General features: G+C 64.0%; 25 protein-coding genes. 11 read left to right on the top strand and 14 right to left on the bottom strand.

Going from position 1 to position 24,263, the window contains the following annotated elements:
- Positions 1–179: 179 nt before the first annotated feature.
- On the bottom strand, positions 180–1,772 hold the full coding sequence (locus J7E82_RS03035) for an HNH endonuclease signature motif containing protein (protein ID WP_214860247.1): 1,593 nt from the start codon (positions 1,770–1,772) through the stop codon (positions 180–182).
- A 425-nt stretch (positions 1,773–2,197) separates the two neighbouring features.
- On the opposite strand from J7E82_RS03035, the gene J7E82_RS03030 reads away from it, so the two are divergent.
- Together J7E82_RS03030 and J7E82_RS03025 are read left to right on the top strand one after the other, a co-directional pair.
- Positions 2,198–2,434: a hypothetical protein gene (locus J7E82_RS03030; RefSeq protein WP_214860245.1), complete on the top strand. Its 237-nt coding sequence runs from the start codon at positions 2,198–2,200 to the stop codon at positions 2,432–2,434.
- 242 nt (positions 2,435–2,676) lie between these two features.
- The gene (locus tag J7E82_RS03025; protein ID WP_214860243.1) at positions 2,677–4,176 is read left to right on the top strand and encodes a S8 family serine peptidase; all 1,500 of its coding nucleotides are present in this window, start codon (positions 2,677–2,679) and stop codon (positions 4,174–4,176) included.
- 82 nt (positions 4,177–4,258) lie between these two features.
- On the opposite strand, the gene J7E82_RS03020 is transcribed toward J7E82_RS03025, so the two are convergent.
- On the bottom strand, positions 4,259–5,095 hold the full coding sequence (locus J7E82_RS03020; RefSeq protein ID WP_214860241.1) for an alpha/beta fold hydrolase: 837 nt from the start codon (positions 5,093–5,095) through the stop codon (positions 4,259–4,261).
- 74 nt (positions 5,096–5,169) lie between these two features.
- On the opposite strand from J7E82_RS03020, the gene J7E82_RS03015 reads away from it, so the two are divergent.
- Entirely contained in the window at positions 5,170–6,102 is a 933-nt protein-coding gene (locus J7E82_RS03015) for a threonine/serine dehydratase (RefSeq protein ID WP_214860239.1), read from the top strand.
- Positions 6,103–6,444: 342 nt separating this feature from the next.
- On the top strand, positions 6,445–6,918 hold the full coding sequence (locus tag J7E82_RS03010; RefSeq protein WP_214860238.1) for a carboxymuconolactone decarboxylase family protein: 474 nt from the start codon (positions 6,445–6,447) through the stop codon (positions 6,916–6,918).
- Here J7E82_RS03010 and J7E82_RS03005 read toward each other — a convergent pair.
- Both J7E82_RS03005 and J7E82_RS03000 read right to left on the bottom strand, forming a co-directional pair.
- Positions 6,915–8,492: an alkaline phosphatase gene (locus J7E82_RS03005; RefSeq protein ID WP_214860237.1), complete on the bottom strand. Its 1,578-nt coding sequence runs from the start codon at positions 8,490–8,492 to the stop codon at positions 6,915–6,917. The genes J7E82_RS03010 and J7E82_RS03005 overlap by 4 nt on opposite strands.
- Before the next feature lie 91 nt (positions 8,493–8,583).
- Positions 8,584–9,708: a DNA alkylation repair protein gene (locus J7E82_RS03000; RefSeq protein WP_214860236.1), complete on the bottom strand. Its 1,125-nt coding sequence runs from the start codon at positions 9,706–9,708 to the stop codon at positions 8,584–8,586.
- Positions 9,709–9,858: 150 nt separating this feature from the next.
- Here J7E82_RS03000 and J7E82_RS02995 point away from each other — a divergent pair, with 150 nt between their 5' ends.
- The 5 genes from J7E82_RS02995 to J7E82_RS02975 all read left to right on the top strand — a co-directional run bounded on the left by J7E82_RS02995 (position 9,859) and on the right by J7E82_RS02975 (position 13,134).
- Positions 9,859–10,284 carry an Hsp20/alpha crystallin family protein gene (locus J7E82_RS02995; protein WP_214860504.1) on the top strand — a complete coding sequence of 142 codons (426 nt, stop codon included), beginning with the start codon at positions 9,859–9,861 and terminating at the stop codon, positions 10,282–10,284.
- 93 nt (positions 10,285–10,377) lie between these two features.
- The gene (locus J7E82_RS02990) at positions 10,378–10,800 is read left to right on the top strand and encodes a J domain-containing protein (RefSeq protein ID WP_214860235.1); all 423 of its coding nucleotides are present in this window, start codon (positions 10,378–10,380) and stop codon (positions 10,798–10,800) included.
- Positions 10,797–11,186 carry a hypothetical protein gene (locus J7E82_RS02985; protein ID WP_214860234.1) on the top strand — a complete coding sequence of 130 codons (390 nt, stop codon included), beginning with the start codon at positions 10,797–10,799 and terminating at the stop codon, positions 11,184–11,186. Before J7E82_RS02990 ends, J7E82_RS02985 begins: the two co-directional genes overlap by 4 nt.
- 102 nt (positions 11,187–11,288) lie before the next feature.
- Positions 11,289–12,191, top strand: coding sequence for an IS982 family transposase (locus J7E82_RS02980; protein ID WP_214860232.1), 903 nt, complete (start codon positions 11,289–11,291; stop codon positions 12,189–12,191).
- 70 nt (positions 12,192–12,261) lie between these two features.
- Positions 12,262–13,134 (top strand): NAD(P)-dependent oxidoreductase, encoded by an 873-nt coding sequence (locus J7E82_RS02975; RefSeq protein WP_214860230.1) that lies wholly within the window; start codon positions 12,262–12,264, stop codon positions 13,132–13,134.
- Positions 13,135–13,201: 67 nt separating this feature from the next.
- Here J7E82_RS02975 and J7E82_RS02970 read toward each other — a convergent pair whose 3' ends face one another.
- A complete protein-coding gene (locus J7E82_RS02970) occupies positions 13,202–13,945 on the bottom strand; it encodes a GAF and ANTAR domain-containing protein (RefSeq protein ID WP_214860229.1) in 744 nt (247 codons plus the stop codon).
- Between the two features lie 213 nt (positions 13,946–14,158).
- On the opposite strand from J7E82_RS02970, the gene J7E82_RS02965 reads away from it, so the two are divergent.
- Entirely contained in the window at positions 14,159–14,389 is a 231-nt protein-coding gene (locus tag J7E82_RS02965) for a hypothetical protein (RefSeq protein WP_214860228.1), read from the top strand.
- Positions 14,390–14,402: 13 nt separating this feature from the next.
- On the opposite strand, the gene J7E82_RS02960 is transcribed toward J7E82_RS02965, so the two are convergent.
- The 5 genes from J7E82_RS02960 to J7E82_RS02940 form a co-directional block, all read right to left on the bottom strand.
- On the bottom strand, positions 14,403–15,461 hold the full coding sequence (locus J7E82_RS02960; protein WP_251041366.1) for an App1 family protein: 1,059 nt from the start codon (positions 15,459–15,461) through the stop codon (positions 14,403–14,405).
- A 38-nt stretch (positions 15,462–15,499) separates the two neighbouring features.
- Positions 15,500–16,231: a DUF72 domain-containing protein gene (locus tag J7E82_RS02955; protein ID WP_214860501.1), complete on the bottom strand. Its 732-nt coding sequence runs from the start codon at positions 16,229–16,231 to the stop codon at positions 15,500–15,502.
- A complete protein-coding gene (locus J7E82_RS02950; protein ID WP_214860226.1) occupies positions 16,228–17,037 on the bottom strand; it encodes an SDR family oxidoreductase in 810 nt (269 codons plus the stop codon). The genes J7E82_RS02955 and J7E82_RS02950 overlap by 4 nt, the downstream gene beginning before the upstream one ends.
- A complete protein-coding gene (locus J7E82_RS02945) occupies positions 17,034–17,273 on the bottom strand; it encodes a hypothetical protein (RefSeq protein ID WP_214860224.1) in 240 nt (79 codons plus the stop codon). The genes J7E82_RS02950 and J7E82_RS02945 overlap by 4 nt, the downstream gene beginning before the upstream one ends.
- A 110-nt stretch (positions 17,274–17,383) precedes the next feature.
- Positions 17,384–18,376 carry a CHAD domain-containing protein gene (locus tag J7E82_RS02940; RefSeq protein ID WP_214860222.1) on the bottom strand — a complete coding sequence of 331 codons (993 nt, stop codon included), beginning with the start codon at positions 18,374–18,376 and terminating at the stop codon, positions 17,384–17,386.
- 166 nt (positions 18,377–18,542) lie between these two features.
- Here J7E82_RS02940 and J7E82_RS20495 point away from each other — a divergent pair, with 166 nt between their 5' ends.
- Positions 18,543–18,854 carry a hypothetical protein gene (locus tag J7E82_RS20495; protein ID WP_251041365.1) on the top strand — a complete coding sequence of 104 codons (312 nt, stop codon included), beginning with the start codon at positions 18,543–18,545 and terminating at the stop codon, positions 18,852–18,854.
- Between the two features lie 107 nt (positions 18,855–18,961).
- Here J7E82_RS20495 and J7E82_RS02930 read toward each other — a convergent pair whose 3' ends face one another.
- Genes J7E82_RS02930 through J7E82_RS02915 form a run of 4 tightly spaced genes read right to left on the bottom strand, consistent with a single transcriptional unit; the run spans position 18,962 to position 24,098 of the window.
- Complete coding sequence (locus J7E82_RS02930) at positions 18,962–19,774, bottom strand: bifunctional allantoicase/(S)-ureidoglycine aminohydrolase (RefSeq protein ID WP_214860220.1); 813 nt, start codon at positions 19,772–19,774, stop codon at positions 18,962–18,964.
- Between the two features lie 10 nt (positions 19,775–19,784).
- Positions 19,785–21,071, bottom strand: coding sequence for an aldolase (locus J7E82_RS02925; RefSeq protein ID WP_214860219.1), 1,287 nt, complete (start codon positions 21,069–21,071; stop codon positions 19,785–19,787).
- A 3-nt stretch (positions 21,072–21,074) separates the two neighbouring features.
- Positions 21,075–22,673, bottom strand: a complete 1,599-nt coding sequence (gene aceB / locus J7E82_RS02920; protein ID WP_214860217.1) for a malate synthase A — start codon at positions 22,671–22,673, stop codon at positions 21,075–21,077.
- Positions 22,674–22,700: 27 nt separating this feature from the next.
- Complete coding sequence (locus J7E82_RS02915; RefSeq protein WP_214860215.1) at positions 22,701–24,098, bottom strand: NAD-dependent malic enzyme; 1,398 nt, start codon at positions 24,096–24,098, stop codon at positions 22,701–22,703.
- Positions 24,099–24,263 lie beyond the last annotated feature (165 nt).

Genomic DNA, 24,263 nt, shown 5'->3' with positions numbered 1-24,263 from the left:
GCAGGGCGGGCCGGAGCCTCGCAGTTTCACCTTCAGTGTGTTCCCGGAAGAGAGGGAGAGTCTTGTGTCTTCGCGAACAGGCCTTGATTCGAAGCGAACAAGTCCCCGCGCATCGCCAGCCTGCTGGCCTCGCCAGTGTGCCGACGTACCCGTCGTGGTTCCTTTCGAAGTAGCTGAGGTCAGAACGGGGGAGGCTTGGGCGCTGGCCTGGGTGAGAGGTCGGGTGGCTTGGGTGAGAGGTCCGGTGGCCTGGGTGAGAGGTGCGGCAGTGTGTGTGGGTGATTGCCTAGGTCCGCTGGTTCGGTGGTGTATGTGCGGCCAAGGGGTGATTGCCAGGTGAGGTCACCGGTGGGGGTCGCATGGGTGTAGGTCCAGGCCCCGATGGATTTGAGCGCGTGATGCTTGCGGCAGAGCAGTGCCAGGTTGCCGGGGTCCGTTGGTCCGCCGTCCTGCCACTCGGTGGTGTGATCGGTTTCGCACCCCATGGACGGGTGGGTGCAGCCGGGGAAGCGGCAGGTCCGGTCGCGGTGGGACAAGTACAGGCGCAGGGCTTTCGATGGTCGGTAGGCACTGCGGCCGACGCCGAGGGCCTGGCCGGTTGTGTGGTCCGTGAAGAGCCGATGCCATGTAGGCGCGAGGGCTGCCAGGCGCCGGGCCGTGCTGGCATCGATGGGGCCGTAGCCTTCGAGTTCCGCCATGCTTGGCGTTTGGGTGCCTTCCCCGGCGAAAGCTCGGGTGCCTTCGGCGGCATCGAGGGCGAGCCTGACTGGAATGGTTACCACGACCTCGGCGAGAAATGGTTCCGCTCCAGGCTCGTCAGAACCGCCCAGGAGGCGCTGCACCAGCGCATCGGCGCGGAGCTCGGACAGCGTGAGTGGCTCGGGAGCCGGGTGGGGCTCGGGAGCCGGGTGGGGGTCGGGAGCCGGGTGGGGGTCGGGGGTCGGGTGGGGGTCGGGGGTCGGGTGGGGGTCGGGGGCCGGGTGGAGTTCGGGTAGAAGTTTGAGCTGCGCTGCCCGTGCCTTAGCCGTTCGCGCATCGCGATCCAGTCCGTTGAAGATGGCCAGCCCGGCCTCGGCGGGAAGGAAGGCGCTAAGCGTGCACATGCCGTCCGGTTCCGGGGTGAACCACACACCACGCTCGCGCCCGGCGGCAGCCTTGCGGGCCTGGAGGCTATCGGGATGGAGGCACTCGCGCATCCGGCGCAGGCAGCTGCGAAACTCGGCGGGCGTGCGGCGTCGACCTTCCCGGGTCCGGGCACGTTGCAGGGCCATGCGGGAGAATCTTTCGGCGTGTCCGGCCGGGAGGGTACGGGCCTGATCGAGCATGACCCGGGCGTGTGCGTGGGAGATCTGGCCTTCCTCAAGGGCATCGAGGACCTCCCACTGGGACCCGGCCAGGTCCGCGGCGTCGTGCAGCGATCGAGCGGCCGTGGCTTCCGAAAGGGCACAGGCGGTGGCGACTTCGGTCACGGCAAGCGCATGGGCCTCGTCTCCGCCGAACCGTAACGGCTGGGCCTCGCGCCGCTTCAGGGTCTCCTCGCCCATCGTTTCTTCGACCCGGGCCAGGGCACGCAGTTTCATGGCGGTCGCCCATCCGATCAGGCGCTCCGCCGCCTCGACTATCTCAAGCGCGCCATCGCCGGTGAGGAAAGACACCAGCGGAAAGCTCACGGTACCGACCAGCAGCGAACCGGCCTGGTCCGCGAAGTTCACAGCCGGAACCCACGCATCGTCATCGGCCACGAACGCCTCGACAGCCCATCTCTCATCCATCTCTCATCCCCCTTCCCCGGACGCTTTCAGCCTACGGGGAGGGTCCGACAAAATAGCCACGTTCTCGGCATGGGCATCGAGCAGGGTGGGCCACTCAGAGAAGCAAGTCTCCGCGATGAGACGGACGACACACCACCATTTTGCTTGCGCGCCCGCCTCCCATGGGCCACACTGGTGATGGATCCGCCGGAACATCGAATAACGATCAGCTTCCCGGTCCACCCCGTCGGACATAATGCGCCGACCCCCGCCCAGCCAGAGAATGCCGGGCCACCACGAAACACCCTCCCCGCGTCAAAGACGTTCCTGGCAGCGAGCCCTCTCGGCCGCCAAGGCGCCGCACCCGGGACGCAAATTTCTCCTCCTCCAAGTTTCCAACCCGCCAGATCTCCAACCTCCTTCGCATCGAGAAAAGAGAGAGCACCATGATTAAGCGCCATTCCGATTTCCTGCTGGAAGTCACAGGACAAGATGTCCGTACGATCGAGACCGACCTGAACGCCGCCGTCGATATTGCCCTTACTTTTGCCATGAAGCAGCGCCGCCACGGCGTCCTCGTCACGCAGAACCACTACACCTCGTACACCGTCGCCGTCACCGGAGAAGTCCCCTACGGAGAAACCCGCGAACGCCGCGAGTGGTCAATGCAAACAGCGGGTTGAGCCCGCCTGGTGGTTGAGCCTGCGCGGTGGTCGAGACTGTCTGAACCAGGGACAGGCTCGACCACCGGCAACCTCAAGGAACGCGCAGTTTTAGCCAAGGATCAGGGAAAGTTCCGCCGTTGGTCTGCCTGCGAACCTACTCTTTGAGTAGCTCGATTTCGCCCGCCGGCCCTTGACCGGCATCGACTAAGGAACCTGAAATTCGCAACTCCCAGCTTCTCCGCCCCGCGTTGATCACCCTGATGTCCGCGGTTGTCCTCACCTCCACCTCGGTTGCCGCCAACGCGGCCCCTCCCGCCGTCGGCCCCTCACAGGATCCTGCATCAGCAAACGGCCGCTACCTCGTCCAGTACGCTCCGGGAACTGATGTTGCCGCAGAGGCGAAAGCTCTCCGCTCCCAGGGAATCGGCGTTGGACGGACTTTCGCTGCGGCCGTGAAGGGTGCGGTCGTGAACGCCACTCCCGCCCAGGCCGCTGCGCTGAAGCGCTCGGCGCGAGTAACCGCCGTCGAACCTGACGCACCTGTAACCATTTCCGAAACCCAGCAGCAGGCGCCCTGGGGACTGGACCGGATCGACCAGCGTTCGCTGCCGCTGTCCGGCACATACACCTCGGCCTCCTACGGGGCCGGCGTCAGCACCTACATCGTGGACACCGGTGTTCTGGCTTCCCACACCGACTTCGGCGGACGCGTGGCGGCCGGTTGGACCGCCGTCGCCGACGGGCGTGGTTCCGGCGACTGCAACGGCCATGGAACGCATGTGGCCGGGACCGTCGCCGGCAAGACCTACGGCGTAGCCAAGGCCGCCACGGTCATTCCCGTCCGCGTCCTGAACTGCAACGGCTCCGGTTACAACTCCGACGTCATCGCAGGGCTGGACTGGATCGCTTCAAACCACGCTGCCGGAGCTCCCGCCGTCGTGAATATGAGCCTCGGCGGCTCGGCCAGCTCGATGGTGGACTCGGCGCTGCAGGGCGTCATCAACGACGGCGTGACTGCGGTGGTTGCCGCCGGCAACTCCGCCGTCGATGCTTGCGGCACGTCACCTGCCAGGGTTCCGCAAGCCCTGACCATTGCGGCAAGCGACTCGGCGGACCGGCAGGCTTCCTTCTCGAACTTCGGCAGTTGCGTGGACCTCTACGCCCCCGGTGTCGCCATCACCTCTACCTGGTACACCTCGACGACGGCCAGCGCCTCCATGAGCGGAACGTCCATGGCCTCCCCGCATGCCGCGGGTGCGGCGGCGGTCCTCCTCTCCAAGAGTCCCGGCCTGACCCCGGCGCAAGTTGCGTCGACTCTTACGTCCGCCGCAACCGCAGGAGCCGTCACGGCTACGAGCGCCAGCACGCCGAACAAGCTGCTGTTCTCCGATCCCGCCTCTGCTCCGGCTCCCGCTCCTACGCCACCGGCGGATGCGGCACCAGTGGTGACCACCCGGACCCCCAGCGACGGGGCAACGGGAGTCCGGCGTGGCTCCAACATCACCGCCACTTTCAGCGAGGCCGTCCAGGGCGTCGGTTCAGGAACCTTCACCCTGAAGAACACCGCAACCGGAGCCACCGTAACTGCCACTGTTACCCGCAACGGCACCACTAATCAGTGGATCCTCAACCCGAAGTACAGCCTGTCGAGCAAGACCAAGTACACGGCCATCCTCACAGGCGGCGCCGCGGGCATACGTGACCTGGCCGGGAACAGCCTGGCTACCACGAGCTGGAGCTTCACGACGGGCGCGTTCTAGGTTCGACGGGAAAGGGCCAAAAGCCACCCGGCGCCCTCATTGGGGGGAGCGCCGGGTGGCTTTTGCTTGCCTAAACGAACGGCTACTTCTTCAGGAAAGCGAGCAGTGCCTCGTTCACCTCTGCGCCGTGCGTCCACAACAGTCCATGCGGGGCGCCGTCGATCTCGACGTACTCCGCGGCGGGCAGCGCCTTGGTGAATTCCCGACCCGTCGCGTCGATGGGCAGGATGTTGTCAGCGGTGCCGTGCACGATCAGGGCGGGAACGTCGATCTTGGGGATATCGGCACGGAAGTCCGTGAGCCATGTGGGCTGCGCAGCCACGGAAGCGAAGGCACCCGAGTTGGCCGCGAGGTTCCAGCTGGCCTGCAGCGCTTCCTCGCTGAGCCTGGGCGTGCCCAGGAAGGTGTCGGTGTTGTAGAAGTTCTTGAAAAACTCGGTGAAGAAGGCGTAGCGATCCGCTGTGACTGCCTCGGTCAAGCCGTCAAACACTGACTGCGGAACTCCTGTGGGGTTGTCGTCTGTCTGCAGCAGGAAAGGTTCCAGAGAGCCGAGGAAGCCGGCCTTCGCCACTCGCGCCGAACCGTAGGTCGAGAGGTAGCGGGCTACTTCTCCGGTGCCCATTGAGAAGCCGACGAGGACGGCGTCGTTCAGGTTGAGGGCCTCCATGAGGGTGTTGAGGTCCGCCGCGAAGGTGTCGTACTCGTAACCGGTGGTCGGCTTGCTGGATTTGCCGAAGCCGCGGCGATCGTAGGTGATGACGCGGTAGCCGGCCTCGAGGAGCGCGGCCGTCTGCTTCTCCCACGAGGAGCCGTCCAGCGGATAACCATGGATGAGCACCACTGCCTGGCCCGTTCCATGGTCCTCGTAGTAGAGCTCGACATCAGTGCTGTTTTCCTGTCCAGCGGTGATATATGCCATGCGGGCGGTCCCCTTCGTTGCGGTTACAGTGAACGATCCTTAACGCTGCCAACACTATAAGGAAGGATGGGCAGATGATTACTCGTACCGACGTCGACGAAGCTTGCGCCCGGATCGGAGGGCGAATCCGCCGTACGCCACTGATCCGCGCCGATGCCGAATCCTTCCCAGGGGACGTCCGGCTCAAATGCGAGTTCATGCAGCGCACCGGGACCTTCAAGGCCCGCGGCGCGTTCAACCGGCTGTTGGCATGCCGCGAACGCGGTGAACTGAGGAACGACGTCGGCATCGTAGTCGCGTCCGGAGGAAACGCCGGCCTGGCGAACGCCTACGCTGCAGCGCACCTTGGCGTCCCCGCGACTGTGTTCGTGCCCGAGTCGGCGCCGGCAGTGAAGGTCAAGAAACTGTGGGCTGTGGGCGCCACCGTGGTCCAGCGCGGCATCGAATACGCCGAGGCCTACGACGCCGCCCTTGCCTACGCGGCCGACACAGGGGCCGTGGTCTGCCACGCCTACGACCAGCCTGAGATTGCCGCCGGGGCAGGAACGGTGGGATCGGAACTACTGGAGCAACTGGGCTCGGTGGACACGATCCTTGTGGCAGTTGGCGGAGGCGGCCTGATGGGCGGAATTGCGGCCGCCGTCGAAGGCGCGGCACAGGTGGTGGGCGTCGAGCCGATCCTGGCACCCACCCTCCACGCCGCACTGGCCGCCGGTGAGCCGGTCGACGTCGGAGTGGCAGGCGTGGCGGCGGACTCCCTCGGTGCGAGGCGGATCGGCAGGATAGGTTTCGACGTCGCTGTGAGGACCGGCGTCGAAAGCCTCCTGGTGTCCGACGACGATATTGTCGCCGCGCGCTCGCAGCTGTGGCAGGAGTACCGCATGGTGGTGGAGCACGGCGCGGCCGCCGCTTATGCGGCCCTGCTTTCGGGAGCCTATGTCCCGGCCGCTGACGAGCGCGTCGCGGTCATCCTCTGCGGGGCGAACACGGATCCTGCAACGCTTTAGGGGACCAGCTCAACCATCGGAGATGGGGTCAACTACCGGTCAAACGAAGCGGCGGCGGATTCGCCGACGTCGGCAGCCGGCGACGTCGGCGGGAGACCCACTGGGGCAGATGCCTTCCAGGTGGATCAGGTTTGGGCGCCAGTGCCAGCAGTGTGGTGCCTTTTCGCGGAGTCGCATCAGTTCCCTGCCTCCCATTGGGTTGCGCCTCGGGATAAGGATGCGCCCCCGCGATCAGGATTCCCCTGCATATTCGGTCAAGCTCTGCTCAATTTCGCTCCATCCGTATGTTGGGACAGAATCTGTTGGAGAAGGGGGCCGCCGTCCCTCCGGGAAAGGACCGAAATGAACGCCAACCTGGCCAGCCAGTCCCTCTATCTCGACAAGGCGAACCCGGACATTTGGAAGGCCCTCAACGCGGTCCAGCTAAAAGTGCGTGAAGCGACGGATGCCGCAGGCCTCAGCAAGGACGTCCTGGAGTTGGCCAAGGTCCGGATTTCCCAACTCAACGGTTGCGCCTACTGCCTTGACCTCCATGGCCGACTAGCGGTTGAGGCTGGGGTCTCCGCCCGGAAGCTCCACGTGCTCGCCGCCTGGCGGGAAGCGGAGATCTACTCGGAACTTGAGCAGGCCGCCCTCGTGGTGGCCGAAGCCGTTACAAACCTCCCGGACGAGGACGAACGCCAGGCAGCCCTTATGGGAGCCCGCAACATCCTGACCGAGGAGCAGTACTCCGCCCTGTGCTGGTCGGCGGCTGTGATGAACGCCTTCAACCGAATCTCCATCATCAGCGGCCACCCCGTCCGGGACGAGGACTAAACCAGCCCCGGAACACTGTCCTGGATGTGGAAGGTCGCCTTGGTGCTGACGGGCGAACCTTCTGTGGTGACGTAGTCCAGGACCCGGAAGTCCGCCTTCATGGCGTCCTTGGTGATCGTGGTTCGAACATAGCCGCGCTGGTCGTTGTAGAACTTCAGGTGCGGGTTCCAGGCCATGGTGGGGTCCGACGTCGAACCTGTGCCGTTGCCGTTGGAGGTGATGGAGCTGCAGACCAACTCCGAACCGACTACGGGGGCGTCCGGGTTCTTGTAGTCCACCTTGACGTCGCTGGCCCAGTGCCTGTGGACATCACCGGTGAGGACGACGGCGTTGCGAACCTTGGCGTCAACCCAACCCTGCGTGATACGGCGACGGGACGATGCGTAGCCGTCCCAGCCATCCATCGACACATCGTCGACGTCGAGGGCCTGGGCACGGTCGCGCTCGGCGAAGAAGACCTGCTGGCCCAGGATGTCCCAGCGTGCGCTGGAGTTCCCGAAGCCGTCCAGGAGCCACTGCTCCTGTTCCACGCCGGTAATCGTGCGGTTCTCGGCCAGTCGTTCGGTGACGTTCTTCCGCCAGCCGTCGCCCGCCAGCTGGTCATCCCGGTACTGGCGCGTGTCCATCATGTGGAAGTTGGCCAGCTGGCCCCACTGCAGCCTGCGGTAGATCTTCATGTCCGAGCCGCTGGGCAGCGACGACGGGCGGAGGGGCATGTTCTCGTAGTAGGCCTTGAAGGCGGCAGCACGGCGCTGGCGGAAACGCACGGCGGTGTCGTTCATCTGCGCGGGGTCGCTGTTCTCCGGGATCTCGTCCGCCCAGTTGTTGTCCACTTCGTGGTCGTCCCAGACCACCAGCCACGGCGCGATCGCGTGCGCGGCCTGGAGATCGACGTCGGACTTGTACTGGGCGTGGCGCTGCCGGTAGTTTTCCAGCGTCACGGTCTCGGGGCCGTCGTGGTCGCGGACGTTGCCGCCGCCGATGACGTAGGAGTCCTTCTTATATTCGTATTGGTAGTCACCAAGGTGAAGGACCAGGTCCGGATGATCCTCGGCGAGCCGCTTGTAGGCAGTGAAGAAACCGTGCTCGTACTGGGCGCAGCTGGCGAAGGACATGGCCAGGGCTGAGGGGATCTCGTGGAGGGCGGGGCTTGTGAGGGTACGGCCGACCGGGCTGATGTGGCGTCCGCTGCGGAAGCGGTAGAAGTATTCACGTCCAGCCTTGAGGCCACGCAGTTCCACGTGGACGGAGTGGGCGTTCTCGAGCTGTGCCTGCTCGACCCCGCGGGCCACCACCCTGGTCATGAGCGCGTCCTCGGCCACCTCCCACTCAACCGGAACACTTCGCGACGGCATGCCGCCCAGTCCGTTGTCCGCCAGGGGGTCAACGGCGAGTCGCGTCCAAATGACAAAGCCATCCGGCCACGGCTCGCCCGAAGCAATGCCAGGGGTAAAAGGGTCGGCGCGGAGGGCGTCCTGGGTAGTAGCGGTAGCAGCGACGGCGGTGGCCGGAACTGCGGCGACCAGTCCGGCACCGAGGCCGGCAGTGAGCAGGGACCTGCGTGAAATGTTCATGCCCAACAAGCTATGCGGCGGGTTTTGACAACGATGGAAACCCTCATGAATGTCCGCTTAACTGCTGGTCACGTCTTGAGTTCGAGGCCGTTCAGGCTTCCACGGTAAATTCGGTCCAGGCATGCCGCTCCCCGTTAACCTGCAGTTCCAGCGCATGGACGCCGGGGTAGTGGACGCGCGTGGTCATAGGCCGGAAGGCATGCCGCTTGGCGAGTAGCCGGGTTTCGCCGGGTTCCAGGGTCAAGGCCGCGAGCTTGAAGACCTTCTCCGCATGGAGCCCGCTGGCCTTGACGTAGTGGATGACGTAGTCGACGGCGAGTCGCGCCGGCGCCGCGCTGCTGTTGGAAATCTCGAACTCGAAGGCAAGGTCAGAGGGCATCATCACCACGTCCCGGTCCAGGCGCGGTGCGCTGACTGCTACGGCCGCGGGGGCGAACCCCAGTACCGCGAGGGCACCGGGATGCGCCTTCTTGATGAGGGTTCGTAATCCCTGCCGAACGACCCAAGGTGTGTTCGCGTCCGGTTCGGCCAGCCAGGCCGCCGCTGTTGCAACCACCAGGTCCGGGGCGTGGCGGGCGATGTCATTGAGATGGTTGGCCACGCAACGCCGGACGTATTCATGGGAGTCCCGATACAAGGCATGCAGGATGGGCAGTGTGGCCTCGGGCTGCTTGAGCAGCTTCGGAACGCGCACTGCCCAGGGAAGGTAAGGCCGGGTGCCTTCGCTGGCCAGTCTTCTTACATGTTCATTGGGATGGGTGGTCCATTCCAGGATCCGTGCCAAAGCCCGGTCCGGATCAACTGACAGGAGCCGCCGTATGGCGAACTCGCCGGTCAGTCGCGGAGTCAGCTCGGACAGGAGTCGCAGGCAATCGTCGAAGTCATCCATGTTGCTGGCCTTGATGTTGCCAGCTTTGAGTGCAAGGGTTACTGCCGCTTCCGACACCGGCCACAGCATCCAACCCGTGAAGGCCTCCTGCCCGAGGGCGGCGCGGAAGATGCGTGCCGCCGTCGGATATTCAGCCGCCTGGGCCGCCAGGAGGTCTTCGAGCAGGGCATCGCTGACCAGGTCCGTTCGGCCCCGGAGGTTAAGGGAATCCAGTCCTTCAATGCTCGCTTCCAGCCTAGTCCATGAGGAGCCCGGACTTGCGGCTGCAAGCGCATCCCGAAGGCGGACGACGGCGGCCTTGTCGATCAGTTCGTTCATGGCACCCATGCTGCAAGAGTATCTTCCAAAAAATTTTCGCCTTGGATCTTGCACACACCTAGCGCGGGTGTTATAAAAAATCTGTACCCGCCAAGACAGATAAGTAGAGCGGGGCGCCATAAGGTATAGCTAAATCACATGCTGAAGGAGTGGGAAATGATGTTGATGCGTACGGACCCGTTCCGGGAACTTGACCGGCTCACCCAGCAGGTCTTCGGAACCACTGCCCGTCCCGCGGCCATGCCGATGGATGCCTGGCAGGAGGACGGTCAGTTCGTAGTCGCTTTCGACCTCCCCGGTGTCGATATCGACTCCGTCGACCTCAACGTTGAGCGTAACGTCCTCACAGTCCGTGCCGAACGGAAGGACCCGACCGGCGGCGACGTCGAGTACATCGCGTCCGAGAGGCCGCGCGGGGTCTTCAGCCGCCAGCTGATCCTGGGCGACACCCTGGATACGGATAACGTCAAGGCAAGCTATGACCTTGGCGTCCTGACGCTCCGTATTCCAGTTGCCGAACAGGCGAAGCCGCGCAAGATCGAAATCGAGAACAAGCAGAGCCAGCTCCACGAGATTTCAAGCTAGGCTCCACGACCTGGGCGGTTCCGGCGGACAGCCGGAAACCGCCTAGTGCCGCCATCCTTCGGGATACAACAGCAACAGCCGGGAGTATTGGAGATGAGCAGCACCAACCCGGACCACTACGAAACGCTAAATGTGTCGCAATCCGCCAGCCAGCGAGACATCGCCAAGGCGTACAGGGCACTCATGCGCACCCACCACCCCGACGTCGACACCGGAGCCACAGTGGACACGGGTGAGCTGCTCCGCATCATGCAGGCCTTCGCGGTCCTTCGGGACCCGACATCCAGGGCGGCCTACGACGATTCGCTGCTCCTCACCAAGGTGCGCCCACGGCAGGATGTCCCCGCTCCACGGGCTGCGCCCCGGCCTGCGCCTCGGACTCAGCAGGTTCCGCGGAATGTTCCTGTCCGCCGCGTGCGCTCCGAAGATCCCCCACTGCGCGTCTCCCCGGTTCACTGGGAAAGCGGACCGTGGGCCGGATACAACAACCGCCGGAAAGAAAGGCCAAATCCATGAACGATTGGCGCCGTTACGATTCCCACCTTTTCCCCGCATTCCATGAACGGTTCGAGGAGCGCTGGGGCGAAGGCACGGCCCCTTTCCTTGACCCCGAGGCCCATGAACAACCCCTCCCGCGCGCCCAGTGGGTCAACCCTGTGACCGGCGCCGCCCTGGCAGTGGTTCCAATCTGGAGTGAGGATGACCAGCAGCACAGATCCTTCGGGGTGTTCTATCTCCCGCCGGGCGGGGACATCTGGGTACTCCGTCCCGGCTACACAGGTTACCTCGAACCGACTGACGGCGACTCCGATCCCTTGCTCGCCTTGCGCAACGACGCATTCAAGAAGGCAGTGGCCCACGCCAAAGACTTTCTCTTCGGCCCCGACCGTCCGCTTACCTAACCTCCTCATGCGCGCCTAGATGAGTAAGTCCTATTGCTCTGCGCGGCGTGGGTGCTTTTAAAGTAGGTTTTAAAGTAGGTCGGAGAGTGTTAAGCCGGGTTTGTGAACACTCAACTAAACACTCTCCTGACCACACTTTATGTCTTTCTCACCGACCATGTCCTGCCCGATCTGGGCGTGTCCCGGGATCGGAGGCCGGGACGCAAGCCGGTCCTGACGGATGCAGAGCTGCTTTGTTTGCTCGTCGCCCAGCAATTGCTCGGATTCTCTTCGGAAACCCGGTGGATCCGCTACGCACGCGCCCATCTGCGCCCTATGTTCCCCGGAATCCCGGGCCAGTCAGGCTATAACAAACGTATCCGGGCGGCCGGGCCACTCATCGCCGCCGTGATCACCGCGCTGGCCCGCGACACCCCGTCATGGCACGAAGTTCTGCGTCTGGTCGACTCCACCCCGGTGCCCTGCGGCACGTCGCGGGAAACCGTGAACCGCTCCGACCTGGCCGGGCACGCCGGCTACGGCTACTGCGCTTCACACTCACGCTACTTCTGGGGCTTCCGGCTGTATCTGCTCAGCACGCCCGAGGGCATGCCCATCATCTGGGGCCTTGCCAACCCGAAGATCGGCGAACGCGAAGTCACCCAGGCCCTGCTCACGAACGACCACCATCTGGTGCGGGCAGGACAGGTCATCCTCGGCGACAAAGGCTTCGCCGGCCAGGACTTTGAAGCGTTCATCACCGAGGACCTGGGCGCTACCTTGCTACGCCCGGACCGGAAAGACGAGAAACCGCGTTTCGGGAAACTCGGACGGATCCGGCAATGGATCGAATCCGTCTTCGACAGCCTCAAAGGCCAGCTATCCCTGGAACAACACGGCGGCAGGACACTGCCCGGAGTCTACGCCCGCGTCGGAGCCCGCCTGCTCGCCCTCGCCTCCGACATATGGCACAACTGGCACACCAACGCACCCCGCAAACGCTCACTGATCGCCTACGACCACTAACAACCCCAGAATCAATGGGAATTAATCATCTAGGGTGGAGGCAACGCCCGATGGAGCAGAGGAGCCCTGAATGAGGATCGCAGTCACCGGTGGAAGTGGAAAGCTCGGAAGGAACGTGTTGCGGCGGCTGGCCGCTGATGGCCATGACGTCCTTAATCTGGACAGGGCGGGGGAGCGCACCCGCGGCTTTGTACAGGTAGATCTGCGGAACTATGGCCAGGTGCTGGACGTGATCCTGGGACTGGACGACCGGCACCAGGGCTTCGACGCGATCGTGCACCTCGGGGCGATTCCCGCTCCCGGTCTGGCGCCGGATGCCGCTACGTTCGAAAACAACATGCTTTCCACCTACAACGTGTTCCAGTCCGCCCGGAAGGCGGGCATCAAGAGGGTGGTTTACGCCTCCAGTGAGACGGTGCTGGGGCTGCCGTTCGACGTCGACCCTCCCTACATCCCCGTCGACGAGGAGTATCCGGCCCGGCCGGAAAGCACCTACTCGCTGGTGAAGCACCTCGAGGAACAGATGGCCCGTGAGCTGACACGCTGGGATCCGGATTTGAGCATTGTGGGATTGCGCTTCTCCAATGTGATGGACCCGGAGGACTATGAGGCCTTTCCGTCCTTCGACGCCGATGCCCGGCTGCGGAAATGGAACCTCTGGAGCTACATCGACGGCCGGGACGGCGCCAAGGCGGTGGCTTTGGCATTGGAGAAGGGAATACCGGGGTTCGAGGCCTTCATCATCGCCAATGACGACACCGTGATGAGCCGCTCCAGCGCGAGCCTTGCCGCGGAAGTCTTCCCGAACGTGCGCGTGACCAAGGAGCTGGGAGAGCACGAAACCATGCTCTCCATCGACAAGGCGAAAAGGCTCCTCGGCTTCGCCCCGGAACACAGCTGGCGAAACTACCATTCGAACCGGACGACGCCGACTGAGGACTGAGGCTCGCGCCCGGGCTACCCGCCCGCCCGGGCTACCCGCCCGCGACTCTGGCCCCTCCGACTGCGCTTTACATTTCGAAGTGCGTCTTCAGGGGCCCTTGTCCAAGAGACTCAACAATCGCCGTCGCCACACCGTGCAGTTTGATGTTGCGGGAACTGGAGGCGGCCTTCAGGATCTCGAACGCTTCGCTTTGGGTGCAGCGGTTCTGCGCCATGATGATTCCCACCGCCACGTCGATCACCGTTCGCGATTCCAGGGTTGCCCTCAGGTCCTCGGCCGCGTCGCTGAAGTGCGCGAATCGCACCGCGAGGCGCAGCGCCATTGAGGTCTGCCGCACGAAGTCCTCGGCCAGTTCGATCACTCGTGGTTCGAACCTGCCCGGACGGTGGGAGTAGAAATTCAGGGCGGCCCGGGTGTCCCCCTCGAGCTTCAGGGGAACGGCGAGGATGGACCTTACCCCACGCCCAAGGACCGACTCGGTGAACTTCGGCCACCTGTCATGGTCCGCCAGATCGGGGATGTGGATAGTGCTCTGCTCCCGGCAAGCTGTCATGCAGGGGCCGTCACCGAAGGTGTACTGGATCTCGTCCATTGCCTGCGCCTCGGCGCTGCTGCTGGCAACAGTGGCTGCTTTCCGACGCCTCAGAAGCGTAACTCCGCACAGGACTTCGTCGCGGGGTTCGGAGAGGCTGCGTGCGGACACGCTGGCGAGCTCATGAAGGAATTGCTCGACGTCGGAGCTGTTCAGTACCAGTTCCTGGAGGTACTCGCTGATTGACGCTGCAGGGGGTGCGGTCGACTCGCTGGCCACGATTGTTGATGCCGTTTCGTTTGGGTCAAATCGAACCGACCAACGCAACACCCGCGCCCAAGGGCAGGGTGTGGGTAGCAGAAAGCCGGGTCGAAAAACTATCCAACGGCCTTCTGCTAAACCGTACCGGGAAATTATATACATCCTGTGAGCGAGGATTAGTGCCACCGAGCGCTACTAGCCGAAAGGGAGCCGGACGGTAACAATTAAGGCATGGTCAGCTATTCAGCGGTTGAACGGGCGTCCAGTAAAGATCCGCACGACTGGGGCAGGGCCATGGCGAAAGCGATGACCAGGCTGCTCGATGCCGCGCGACTTGACGGACAGCATTTCGAACACGAGTTCCTCTTTGGGGAGGACCTCCACATGCGCATCGAAGAGAACGGCGACGGCGCCGTCGTGAGCGTCACCTGGCATCCTGAATCGCAGGGTTTCGCGCCTTAGAGCACTTGAAGTTCTAGAGAACTTGGAGTTCAGTTAGTCTTTTGGCGATGCCGGCGCCGTCAGGAGAGTAAATCCACGGCACTGCGGACCCCGTGTGATCCGCATTTTCGGAATGCCCTCCAGCCAGTACCGCCTCTCCCACCGATAGTTGGCGGATCGCGATGGCCTTCACATGGTCCGCGTACTCCTGGGCGAACCCTGAGTAGATTTCTTCATCGTGCTGCCCGTTGTCTCCGATAAGGAGCCAGCGCATGTCCGGAAATTCCTTCGCGAGGCGTTCCAGGTTCCGGTGCTTGTGTTCGCGGCCGCTGCGGAACCAGCGGTCATGCGTCAGGCCCCAGTCCGTCAGCAGCAGCGTTCCCGAGGGGTACATGTTGCGGTTGAGGAAGCGGGCCAGGGTGGGTGCTGCATTCCACGGCCCCGTGGACAAGTAGATGATGGGGGCATCCGGGTGCCGCACTTTGAGCCGATCAAGCAGCACTGCCATGCCGGGCGTGGCCATGCGCGCGCGCTCGTTGAGGACGAAGGTGTTCCACAGGGCCAGGAAGGGACGCGGGAGCGCGGTCACCATGACGGTGTCGTCAATATCGGAGACAATTCCGAAGTCGGTCCCGGGCGCCACCACGAAGATTGAGGCTTCTGCAGGCTCGGTTCCCTGTGCACGGATTTTGGCCGTGTGCCAGCCCGGGGAGAGCCGGACTTCCACCACTGCATCGATTAGTCCGCCGCGATCAGCCCTGACGTGGCTAATGACGCCATCCACCTCGAGCTCCACCTCAACGTGCTGGATAGGGACGCTCGTGAACGCCCGCCACCCGCGGACATTCTGGTTCCCGGTCAACGCTACGCGTTCGGCATGGCTTCCCGGGGCCGGTTTCTTGGCCAGCACAATGCGGCCCAGGACCCTGACCCACTCAGTTGAGCCGTAGCCCTGGTAGGCGACAGTCTGTGGCTGGAAGTGCCATCTCCGCGCAAGTTTGGAGCGCACTTTGGTCACGGCATCTGACAGCCGGTGCGCAGCCTGAAACAGGGGGTTGTCCGGCAACGACGATGCTCTCGGCTGCGTATCCATGACTCCACTCTGCCATAAGGCCGGGAAGGCCCGCCGCATCATTCGTCCCCCAGGAATCGTCGAAGCGTGGCGGCGTTCCGCACGGCGTTCCCGCCGCCGTCGTTGTTGAAATAGACGTAGACGTCCTTGCCGTCCACCTGCCATTCCCGGATCCGCTCCGCCCACCATCCGAGGTCGCGATCAGAGTAGGAGCCAGCATAGAGGTGCTGGTGATCCGGCCCGTGCATCCGTACATACACAAAGGATGCCGTGGCCCGAAGGATGCATGGCAGGTTTGCCCCGCTCATGATGCAGTACGCCGCTTCATGCCGCTCGAGGAGTGAATAGACATCCGCATGGTCCCAGCTCTCATGGCGGAACTCCACGGCAACCCGGATCCAGTCGGGCAGTTGCGCCAGGAAGTAGTCGAGCCTCGCGTCGTCCCGTGCGAGGTCAGGCGGAAGCTGAGCGAGGAGGACGGCCCTTTTGTCCCCCAACTCATGCCAGCAACGGGAAATCCTGTCGATCCAGACGTCCGGATCGTACAGCTTCTTTCCATGGGTCAGGCCCCTCGGCGCCTTGACGCTCATGGCGAAACCAATCGGCAGGCGTTCCCGCCAGCGCGCGAAAGCTGTGTCCCGCGGCCAGCGGTAGAAGCTGGCGTTCAGCTCAACCGTGTGGAACCGCGAGGCATACACGTCGAGCCGCCGCTGGGAGGGAAGCCCCGGTTCGTAGAGAACTCCCTCCCAGTGGTCATAACTCCAGCCTGACGTCCCGATGTAGGTATTCAGCCTTCGCGCCACTCATGTCCGGTAATGTGCGAACCTGCCTGGGGTCCCATCTGAAGCATGCCCCCGTCCACTGCCCAGGAAGCACCATTGACGTAGCTTGCAGCCGGTGAGGCGAGGAACGAAATCACCGCGGCGATCTCGCGTGCATCACCCGGCCTGCCGAGCGGGATCCCTGGCCGGTCCTTGGTTCGCGGGTCCTCGTCCGTTTGGCCCGTCATGGGAGTGGCGATTTCTCCCGGAGCCACGGAATTGGAGGTAATTCCGTACTCAGCAAGCTCCAGGGCGAGGGTCTTGATGAGCCCGCCGAGGCCGTGCTTGGACGCGTCGTACGCCGACGACCCCACTCGCGGCTGCGTTTCGTGGACGCTGGTTACGGCAATGATTCGGCCTCCTCGACCTGCTTCGACCATCCGCTTGGCGGCTGCCTGGATGCACACGAATGCCCCGTTGAGGTTCGTGTCCAGAGTCTGGTTCCAGGTCGCAAGATCGAGGTCAAGGAACTTCGTCGACTCGCCCGTGCCGGCGTTATTGACGAAAACGTCCACGCCTCCCAGTTCTTCGGCCAGGGAATCAATCGCAGTGGCGCAGCCTGGGATGTCCGTTGTGTCCAGTTGGCGGACGACGGCGTTGCGGCCAACACTGCGGACTTCCTCGGCCGTCGCCTCAGCACCTTCCTTGTCCGAGTGCCACGTTATGCCGATATCCAGCCCGGATTTAGCCAGTTCGACGGCGGTGGCGCGGCCGATGCCGGAATCGGAACCTGTGACAATCGCAGTCCTGGGAGAGAAATCGTTCAGGGCGCTCATAGTGTCTGCTCCATTCCCGGAGCGTCCGCGATGTCCCCCTTGGCCCAGGTGACAGTTACACTGACTCCGCCGTCGTCGTCGCGGTCGACTTCCGTGACAATCTCGGACTCGGGCGCGCCCATCTCGCGGAGTTGGTTTTGGTAGCTAGTAACGAGTTCGGAGAGACTGGCCTCCGTCCACTCGTCCGGCCTCATCCTCGTGGAGATCTCAACGGGCTCAGGCTGGTACAGGGTCATGGCAATTCCTTTGATAGGGGCCGGAACACAAGTCCACGCTAGGAGTCATCCGTGGCGGCGCGCAAGGGATTTAGTCAGGTCACTTACTTTTGCCTGTCCTAAACCTGTCCCTAAAGATGCGGCGACAATTCCTTGGCGCGGAACTTCTTCCAGGCCTTTAGGAAATCGGCCTCGGTCTCCTGTGCCGCTGCTTCTTCCCTGGCATGCAGCCGGCCATAGCTGAAGCCGTTCTCGCCACTGCGGGATGCCGTTGACCCCTGGTTGACAAGGAGTTGGCGGACCACCACCGAGTCCTGATGCATGCCCAGGATCTTCTGCAGGCGGTGCGCGCCCTTCTCGAGGCGTTTTGCTTTCTTGCGCCCAGCTTTGTTGCCCGGAGCTTGCCCCACAATTTCAGCTGCGTAGCGCAGGCGCTTTGCTGCCTTCCGGATCTCATGAAGGGCCACATCCTTGGCCCGGCTGTGCGCGTGTTCGGACTGTGTCTCGGGCATGTCCTCGCCGTTCGCCAGTCGCTCCCATTCTTCAAACTTGCGCTGCAGCCGCCTGCTTTCCTTGCGCAGGAGTTTCCCTGTTCCCTTGGGCGCCGGCTGTGAAGCGTTCCCGTCGGCAGGGGGACTGGCAAGGAACTCTTCCAAATCGGCCAGGAGTGCCGGGTACCGCTCGCTGTGGAGCGCCTCCTCGATGGAACGGCGACCCGAGGAATACCTCTCTTCAAAGCCTTCATTAAGCCGCTGGGATGCGTGGCCCATCACCAATCCCATGGGTTCGGATTCGAGCAGGGTCCTAACGCGCTCATGAGCCACCTGGACGTCCCTGAATTCGCCCAGGGTGCTCCCGAGCCACTTCAGTTCCTCACGCAAAAGGGCCACTGTGTCGGCGTCGAAGTATTTCTTTGAAGTCGCCAGCGCGGAGCGCAGCCGGCGTGCTGCGAGCCTCATCTGGTGGACGGCTTCGGGATCTTCCGCCAGGACAATCGTTGCGTGCTCTCGCAACGTGGCCAATTGCCCGGTCAGATACCTCAGTACCAGGCCGGCGGCCGTTCCGTCCAGCGAAATTTCCTGCGAAGTGCTCTGCGGGGGTGAAGTTTCCGCTATGGAGACCATGGTCAAACTTTACGTCCGTTTTTGGGGCTTGTGAAAGAGGTGGAAAGCGCTGGACTAACGGACTATCTCCGGTACTGCCGCAAACCGCCACGGGTTTCCCTGAATCGATAAGTAAGTATACTTATTATCTACACCCGCGGAGGTGCGGGAGTGAGGAGACACCGAAATGGCTGGAACCTTCGAGCTCGTTGATGCCCCTGAGGGTGGCTACAGGGTGAGGATGTTGGATGGCACCGGGAACCTGATGGCGGTATCCGTGACCTTCCCGACCAAAAGGGCGGCCGTCCAAGGGGTGGCAATGGCTCGCGAAATCGCCGGAACCGGATTGATCCGCGACGTTAGCCACGACCGGCGCGACGAACCTCTTCGGCAGACCACCTTTGCTGTTCCCCACGGACATGCCTGGAGCACCTCGGTGAGGGGTACCGCGATGCGCCAGCACAAGCATCTTCATGCGCCGACGCCGCAGAGTGCCTAGCCGTACTGCGGGGGAAGGCGCGAACACGAACTCGCCGGAAACGCACGAAATCGCCGGAAGTTTCCAGCGAGCTGGAAGCGCTTCCGGCGATTTCGGCGATTTACGACTTAGGTCAGGCGGATCTGCCGGTTGACGTCCTTGTACAGCAGGTAGCGGAACTTGCCCGGTCCGCCGGCGTAGCAGGCCTGCGGGCAGAAGGCACGAAGCCACATGAAGTCGCCGGCTTCCACCTCCACCCAATCGTCATTGAGCCGGTAGACGGCCTTGCCTTCGAGCACAAAGAGCCCGTGCTCCATGACGTGCGTCTCGGCGAACGGGATCGAAGCCCCGGGCTGGAACGTCACGATGTTTACGTGCATGTCGTGGGCGAGGTCGTCCGGGTCCACGAAGCGGGTGGTGGCCCAGGCGCCGTTGGTTCCCGGCATCGGGCGCGGCTCCACGTCCTGGTCCCGGGTCACGAAGGACTTGGCCTCGTGTCCCTGCAGCGGTTCATAGGCCTTGCGGATCCACTGGAAGCTCGCGATATCGCTGGAGTCGTTCTTCACGGACCAGTCGGCACCAGCCGCGAGGTAGGCGTAGCCGCCTTCCTCCAGGTGGTGGAGCTCGCCGTCGAGGGCCAGGTCCAGGGATCCCTTGGTCAGGAAGATGACGCCTTCGACGCCGGCCTCAGGCTCGGGCTTCCTGGAGCCGCCGCCGGGACCTACCTCGACGATGAGCTGGGAGAACGTGGTGGCGAAACCGGCGATGGGCCGGGCGATGATCCAGGAGCGGGTGTTGTCCCAGCCTGGCAGTTTGGACGTGACGATGTCCCGCAGCACGCCCTTGGGAATGACCGTGTAAGCCTCCTTGACCACGGCGCGGTCCGTGAGGAGCTGGGTCTGCGGCGGGAGCCCGCCCTCCGGGTAGAAATAGTTGCTCATGGGTTGCTCCTTAGCCTTGTGAATCGGTGGTATGTGCATGTGCCAGCCGCGGGTGCGCCAGCGCGGTGAGTTGGGGGAGTCCGACGCCGGCGAGGGCCCGCACTTCTTCGTCGCCGACTGCTCCACACTGGACGCCGCGCAGTATGAAGCCTGCCAGGGCCCGTGCTGTAGCAGGCTCGTCCATCACCCCGCCCTCGGTCTTCTCCACATAGTCGCGCAGCCTGGAAGCGGCGGCGGGAAGGCCTTCGCGATAAAACGCGTAGCTGGCGGCGAAGCGGCTAGCCAGCTGCGCCGGATGCAGGTCCCAGCCCTGGTAGTAGCCGCGTTCCAGGGAGCGCCGAACCAGCCGGCCATGAAGCTTCCAGGCGTTTTCCACATTTTCACCCACTGGGATGATATTCGTGGAGCCGTCTGAAAGGCGGATGCCGGTACCGGCAACGGCCAACTGCATGACCTCCTTGGCGAAGTCGGCCACGGGATGTTCCATGGACTGGTACTCGGCCGAGATCTGCAGCGAAGCGCTGTAGTCGTAGGTGCCATAGTGCAGGGCGCTGATGCGCCCGGGCACAACGTGCGCAAGCCTGGCCACGGGGGACGTTCCCTCCGGTCCGAGGATCAGCTGTGGTGTTTCCACCTGCACCTCGAAGCGCAGGCGTCCATGCGGCAGGCCGTGGACTTCCTCCAGCCGTGATACTGCATAGTCCATGGCCTGGACCTGCGCCACCGTGCTGACTTTGGGCAGCGTAAGCACCAGTCCGGCGGGCAGTTCCCCCGCCGAGGCCAGGGTGGAAATAAACAGGTCCAGCGTCTTCAGGCCGCGTACCCGCGTGGGGGCCTCGAAACACTTGAAGCGGATGCCGATATACGGGGGTGCCGTCCCGGCGGCGACGGCCTCGGTTACAAGGCGGGCGGCAGCCACGGCGTCGGCGTCTTCTGCCTCGTCCCCGCGGTCGCCATAGCCGTCCTCGAAGTCCAGTCGCAAGTCCTCAATGGGTTCGTTCACCAGCTTCGCGGCCACCCGGGTGGCGACGGCTGCCCGGAGGGCCAGGGACTGGCCCAGCAACGCACCGAGCCGTTCGAAACCGCCGTGGGCCTCCGCCGTCGCGACAGCCTGGGCGCCCCACTCCGCCGCCAACGACGGCGTGAAGCGGTCCGCCGGCACGTAGACGGTGTGAATGGGCTGGCGGGAGCCGTCGTCGCCGGGGTAGTGCAGTTCGAGCAGGCGGTCTGTGTCGGCCAGTTGCCTGTCGATCCGGTCAAAGTCGGCCGCATTCAATGCCTGCCCGGGTACTGCCACGGCTCAGCCCACCAGTTCGTAGGCGGGGGTGGTGAGGAAGTCCGTGTAGTCCTCGGAGAGGCAGATGTCCGCGATCAGCCTGCTGGCCGGATCGTAGTACTTGGCGAAGGCTTCGTCGCCCACTTCGGTACGCAGGCGCTCTGTCTCCTCGCGCAGGATTCGCTCTACGAGTTCCGGGGTGACCGTGTTGCCGGTGTCGGCCAGGACCACCTTGTTGCGGATCTGCTGCCAGACCTGCGAACGGGAGATTTCCGCCGTCGCGGCGTCCTCCATGAGGTTGTGGATTGCCACGGCACCGTTCCCGGACAGCCAGACGGCGGTATAGGCGACGGCGACGTACAGGTTCAGGCGCAGCCCACCCTCGGTGACCTGCCCATCCGCGGAGGCAACGTCGATCAGCTGCTCGGCCGTGACGTTCACCTCGGGCCGCTGCTTGTCCAGCTGGTTCGGACGGTCTCCGAGCACTGAATCGAAGACCTCCTGGCACGTGGAGACGAGGTCCGGGTGGGCCACCCAGGAACCGTCGAAGCCGTCGTTCGCCTCGCGGGTCTTGTCCGCGCGGACCTTTTCGAATGCTGCGGCAGTGACTTCGGGGTGCCTGCGGTTGGGGATGACGGCTGCCATGCCGCCCATGGCGAAGGCGCCGCGCTTGTGGCAGGTCTTCACGAGCAGCTCGGTGTAGGCGCGCATGAACGGAGCGGTCATGGCCACAGAAGCCCGGTCCGGCAGGACGAATTCCTCGCCGGCATCACGGAAGTACTTGATGATGCTGAAGAGGTAGTCCCAGCGGCCGGCGTTCAGGCCGGAGGCGTGGTCGCGCAGTTCGTAGAGGAACTCGTCCATTTCGAATGCGGCCGGGATGGTCTCTATGAGCATCGTGGCACGGATGCTGCCCTGCGGGATGCCGAGGTAGTCCTGAGCGAAGACGAAGACGTCGTTCCAGAGGCGTGCCTCGAGGTGGCTCTCCATCTTCGGCAGGTAGTAGTAGGGGCCGTGCCCGTTGAGCAGCAACTGCTTGGCGATGTGGAAGAAGTGCAGCCCGAAGTCCACCAGCGCGCCGACGGTGGGTTCGCCGTCGAGCAGCAGGTGCCGTTCGGTCATGTGCCAGCCGCGGGGGCGGGCTACGACGACGGCGAGCGGGGCGTCCGTGCGGAGCCGGTACTCCTTACCTTCGGGCGAGGTGTAGGAGAGGGTGCCCTGGGCGGCGTCGCGCAGGTTGAGGATAGCGTCGATGACATTGGCCCACGTGGGGGTACTGGCATCCTCAAGGTCGGCCAGCCAGACCTTGGCACCCGAGTTCAGGGCATTGATGGCCATCTTGGCAGGGGAAGCAGGGCCGGTCATCTCAACGCGGCGATCCCGCAGGGCCGGGGGAGCCTCCGCGACCTTCCAGTCGCCGTCCCGGATGTCCTTGGTCTCCGGAAGGAAGTCCAGGCGTCCGGTGCGGGCCACCTCCTCACGCTTGGCGACTCTCGCCTTGAGCAGCTCGTTCCGGGTGCCGGCGAAGCGATTGTGCAGTTCCTCCACGAAGGCCAGCGCCTTGGGGGTCAGGATCTCTTCCGCCCGTTCGATCGGCCGGTGGTCTGTGACTGTAAGAGCCATGGTGGTCCTTTCCTAGGGGCGCTGGTGTTAAAGGGCGTTACGGGCTGCGTTTGCTGCGTTTGCCACCGCGGTGGCTACGTCGGCGGCAACGTGGGGATCGAAGACGCTGGGGATGATGTAGCTGGCATTAAGCTCATCGTCTGCCACGCGCTTGGCAATGGCCTCTGCCGCGGCCACCAGCATGTCCGGGGTGATGTCCGAGGCACCGGCGTCCAGCAGGCCGCGGAAGAATCCAGGGAAGGCCAGGACATTGTTGATCTGGTTGGGGAAGTCGCTGCGCCCCGTAGCCACCACTGCCGCATGCTTCGACGCTACCACCGGGTCGATTTCCGGGGTGGGGTTTGCCATGGCGAAGACGATCGCCTTCTCTGCCATGGAAGCCACCTGCTCCTCGCCGATCACGTGCGGGGCGCTGACGCCGATGAAGACGTCGGCACCGGCCAGGGCCTCGTGGAGCGTGCCGGAGAAGCCGGCCTCGTTGGTGTTCGCGGCGATCCAGGAGCGGTGTTCGTCGTCGTACTTTTCGCCCGAGTGGATAGCGCCTGAACGGCCGGCGGCGATGATGTGCCGCGCGCCCTGGGCCTTGAGCAGTTGGATGATGGCCGAACCTGCGGCGCCGACGCCGGACACCACGATCCTGACCTCGGAGAGCTTCTTGTCCACGACGCGCAGGGCGTTGACCAGGGCGGCGAGGGTGACGATGGCTGTGCCGTGCTGGTCGTCATGGAAGACGGGGATGTCCAGTTCTTCGCGAAGGCGGTTTTCGATCTCAAAGCAGCGCGGAGCGGCGATGTCCTCAAGGTTTACGCCGCCATAGACCGGGGCGAGGGCCTTGACGATGCTGATGATCTCCTCGGTGTCCTGCGTATCCAGGCAGACGGGCCAGGCGTCAACGTTGGCGAACTGCTTGAACAGGGCGGCCTTGCCTTCCATGACGGGAAGGGCGGCGGCGGGGCCGATGTTGCCAAGGCCGAGCACGGCGGAGCCGTCCGTGACGACGGCGATCGTGTTGCGCTTTACGGTCAGGTTGCGGGCAGCGGCCGGGTCCTCTGCGATGGCGAGGCAGACACGCGCGACGCCGGGGGTGTAGGCGCGGGAGAGATCGTCGCGGTTGCGCAGGGCAACCTTGGGGACCACCTCGAGCTTGCCGCCCAGGTGCATGAGGAAGGTGCGGTCCGAGACGTGCTGGACGGTGACGCCGTCGAGGGCGTTGAGGGCATCCTTGATGCGTTCTGCGTGGGCTTCGTCCGTCGTGTTGCAGGTGACGTCCACAACGAGGGTGTCGTGGTGGGATTCGCTGACGTCGAGGGCTGTGACGGCCGCGCCTTCGGCTGCTACGGCGGCTGCGAGCTCACTGGTCGCGGTGAAGCTCGACGGCGCCGCGACGCGCAGGGTGATCGAATTTCCGGGGCTCGGGTTCGCCATTGAATTTCCTCCTGGTACAGGCCTTGCGGAACCGTTCGAGAACCCGTTCCCGGGCCGCCGGTTCATGTGATCTTTTCGTATTATGGATATTATTATCTGCAGCATGGAAATACAAGCCCAATCCCGCCTGGGTGCTGTATCTTGGTGTTCTAAGCACTCTTTTCA

It is taken from the genome of Arthrobacter sp. ISL-30 (genome assembly GCF_018613855.1).
GTDB lineage: Bacteria > Actinomycetota > Actinomycetes > Actinomycetales > Micrococcaceae > Arthrobacter.
This window is presented reverse-complemented; position numbering and strand designations above follow the sequence as displayed.

Coding starts and splice junctions, on each gene's coding strand:
- aceB (WP_214860217.1), bottom strand. CDS start 22,673: ATGGCTCTTACAGTCACAGACCACCGGCCGATCGAACGGGCGGAAGAG.
- J7E82_RS03015 (WP_214860239.1), top strand. CDS start 5,170: ATGATTACTCGTACCGACGTCGACGAAGCTTGCGCCCGGATCGGAGGG.
- J7E82_RS03005 (WP_214860237.1), bottom strand. CDS start 8,492: ATGAACATTTCACGCAGGTCCCTGCTCACTGCCGGCCTCGGTGCCGGA.
- J7E82_RS02985 (WP_214860234.1), top strand. CDS start 10,797: ATGAACGATTGGCGCCGTTACGATTCCCACCTTTTCCCCGCATTCCAT.
- J7E82_RS02915 (WP_214860215.1), bottom strand. CDS start 24,098: ATGGCGAACCCGAGCCCCGGAAATTCGATCACCCTGCGCGTCGCGGCG.
- J7E82_RS03010 (WP_214860238.1), top strand. CDS start 6,445: ATGAACGCCAACCTGGCCAGCCAGTCCCTCTATCTCGACAAGGCGAAC.
- J7E82_RS02950 (WP_214860226.1), bottom strand. CDS start 17,037: ATGAGCGCCCTGAACGATTTCTCTCCCAGGACTGCGATTGTCACAGGT.
- J7E82_RS03030 (WP_214860245.1), top strand. CDS start 2,198: ATGATTAAGCGCCATTCCGATTTCCTGCTGGAAGTCACAGGACAAGAT.
- J7E82_RS03025 (WP_214860243.1), top strand. CDS start 2,677: ATGTCCGCGGTTGTCCTCACCTCCACCTCGGTTGCCGCCAACGCGGCC.
- J7E82_RS02960 (WP_251041366.1), bottom strand. CDS start 15,461: ATGGATACGCAGCCGAGAGCATCGTCGTTGCCGGACAACCCCCTGTTT.
- J7E82_RS02975 (WP_214860230.1), top strand. CDS start 12,262: ATGAGGATCGCAGTCACCGGTGGAAGTGGAAAGCTCGGAAGGAACGTG.
- J7E82_RS03020 (WP_214860241.1), bottom strand. CDS start 5,095: ATGGCATATATCACCGCTGGACAGGAAAACAGCACTGATGTCGAGCTC.
- J7E82_RS02940 (WP_214860222.1), bottom strand. CDS start 18,376: ATGGTCTCCATAGCGGAAACTTCACCCCCGCAGAGCACTTCGCAGGAA.
- J7E82_RS02990 (WP_214860235.1), top strand. CDS start 10,378: ATGAGCAGCACCAACCCGGACCACTACGAAACGCTAAATGTGTCGCAA.
- J7E82_RS20495 (WP_251041365.1), top strand. CDS start 18,543: ATGGCTGGAACCTTCGAGCTCGTTGATGCCCCTGAGGGTGGCTACAGG.
- J7E82_RS03000 (WP_214860236.1), bottom strand. CDS start 9,708: ATGGGTGCCATGAACGAACTGATCGACAAGGCCGCCGTCGTCCGCCTT.
- J7E82_RS02965 (WP_214860228.1), top strand. CDS start 14,159: ATGGTCAGCTATTCAGCGGTTGAACGGGCGTCCAGTAAAGATCCGCAC.
- J7E82_RS02945 (WP_214860224.1), bottom strand. CDS start 17,273: ATGACCCTGTACCAGCCTGAGCCCGTTGAGATCTCCACGAGGATGAGG.
- J7E82_RS03035 (WP_214860247.1), bottom strand. CDS start 1,772: ATGGATGAGAGATGGGCTGTCGAGGCGTTCGTGGCCGATGACGATGCG.
- J7E82_RS02930 (WP_214860220.1), bottom strand. CDS start 19,774: ATGAGCAACTATTTCTACCCGGAGGGCGGGCTCCCGCCGCAGACCCAG.
- J7E82_RS02995 (WP_214860504.1), top strand. CDS start 9,859: ATGTTGATGCGTACGGACCCGTTCCGGGAACTTGACCGGCTCACCCAG.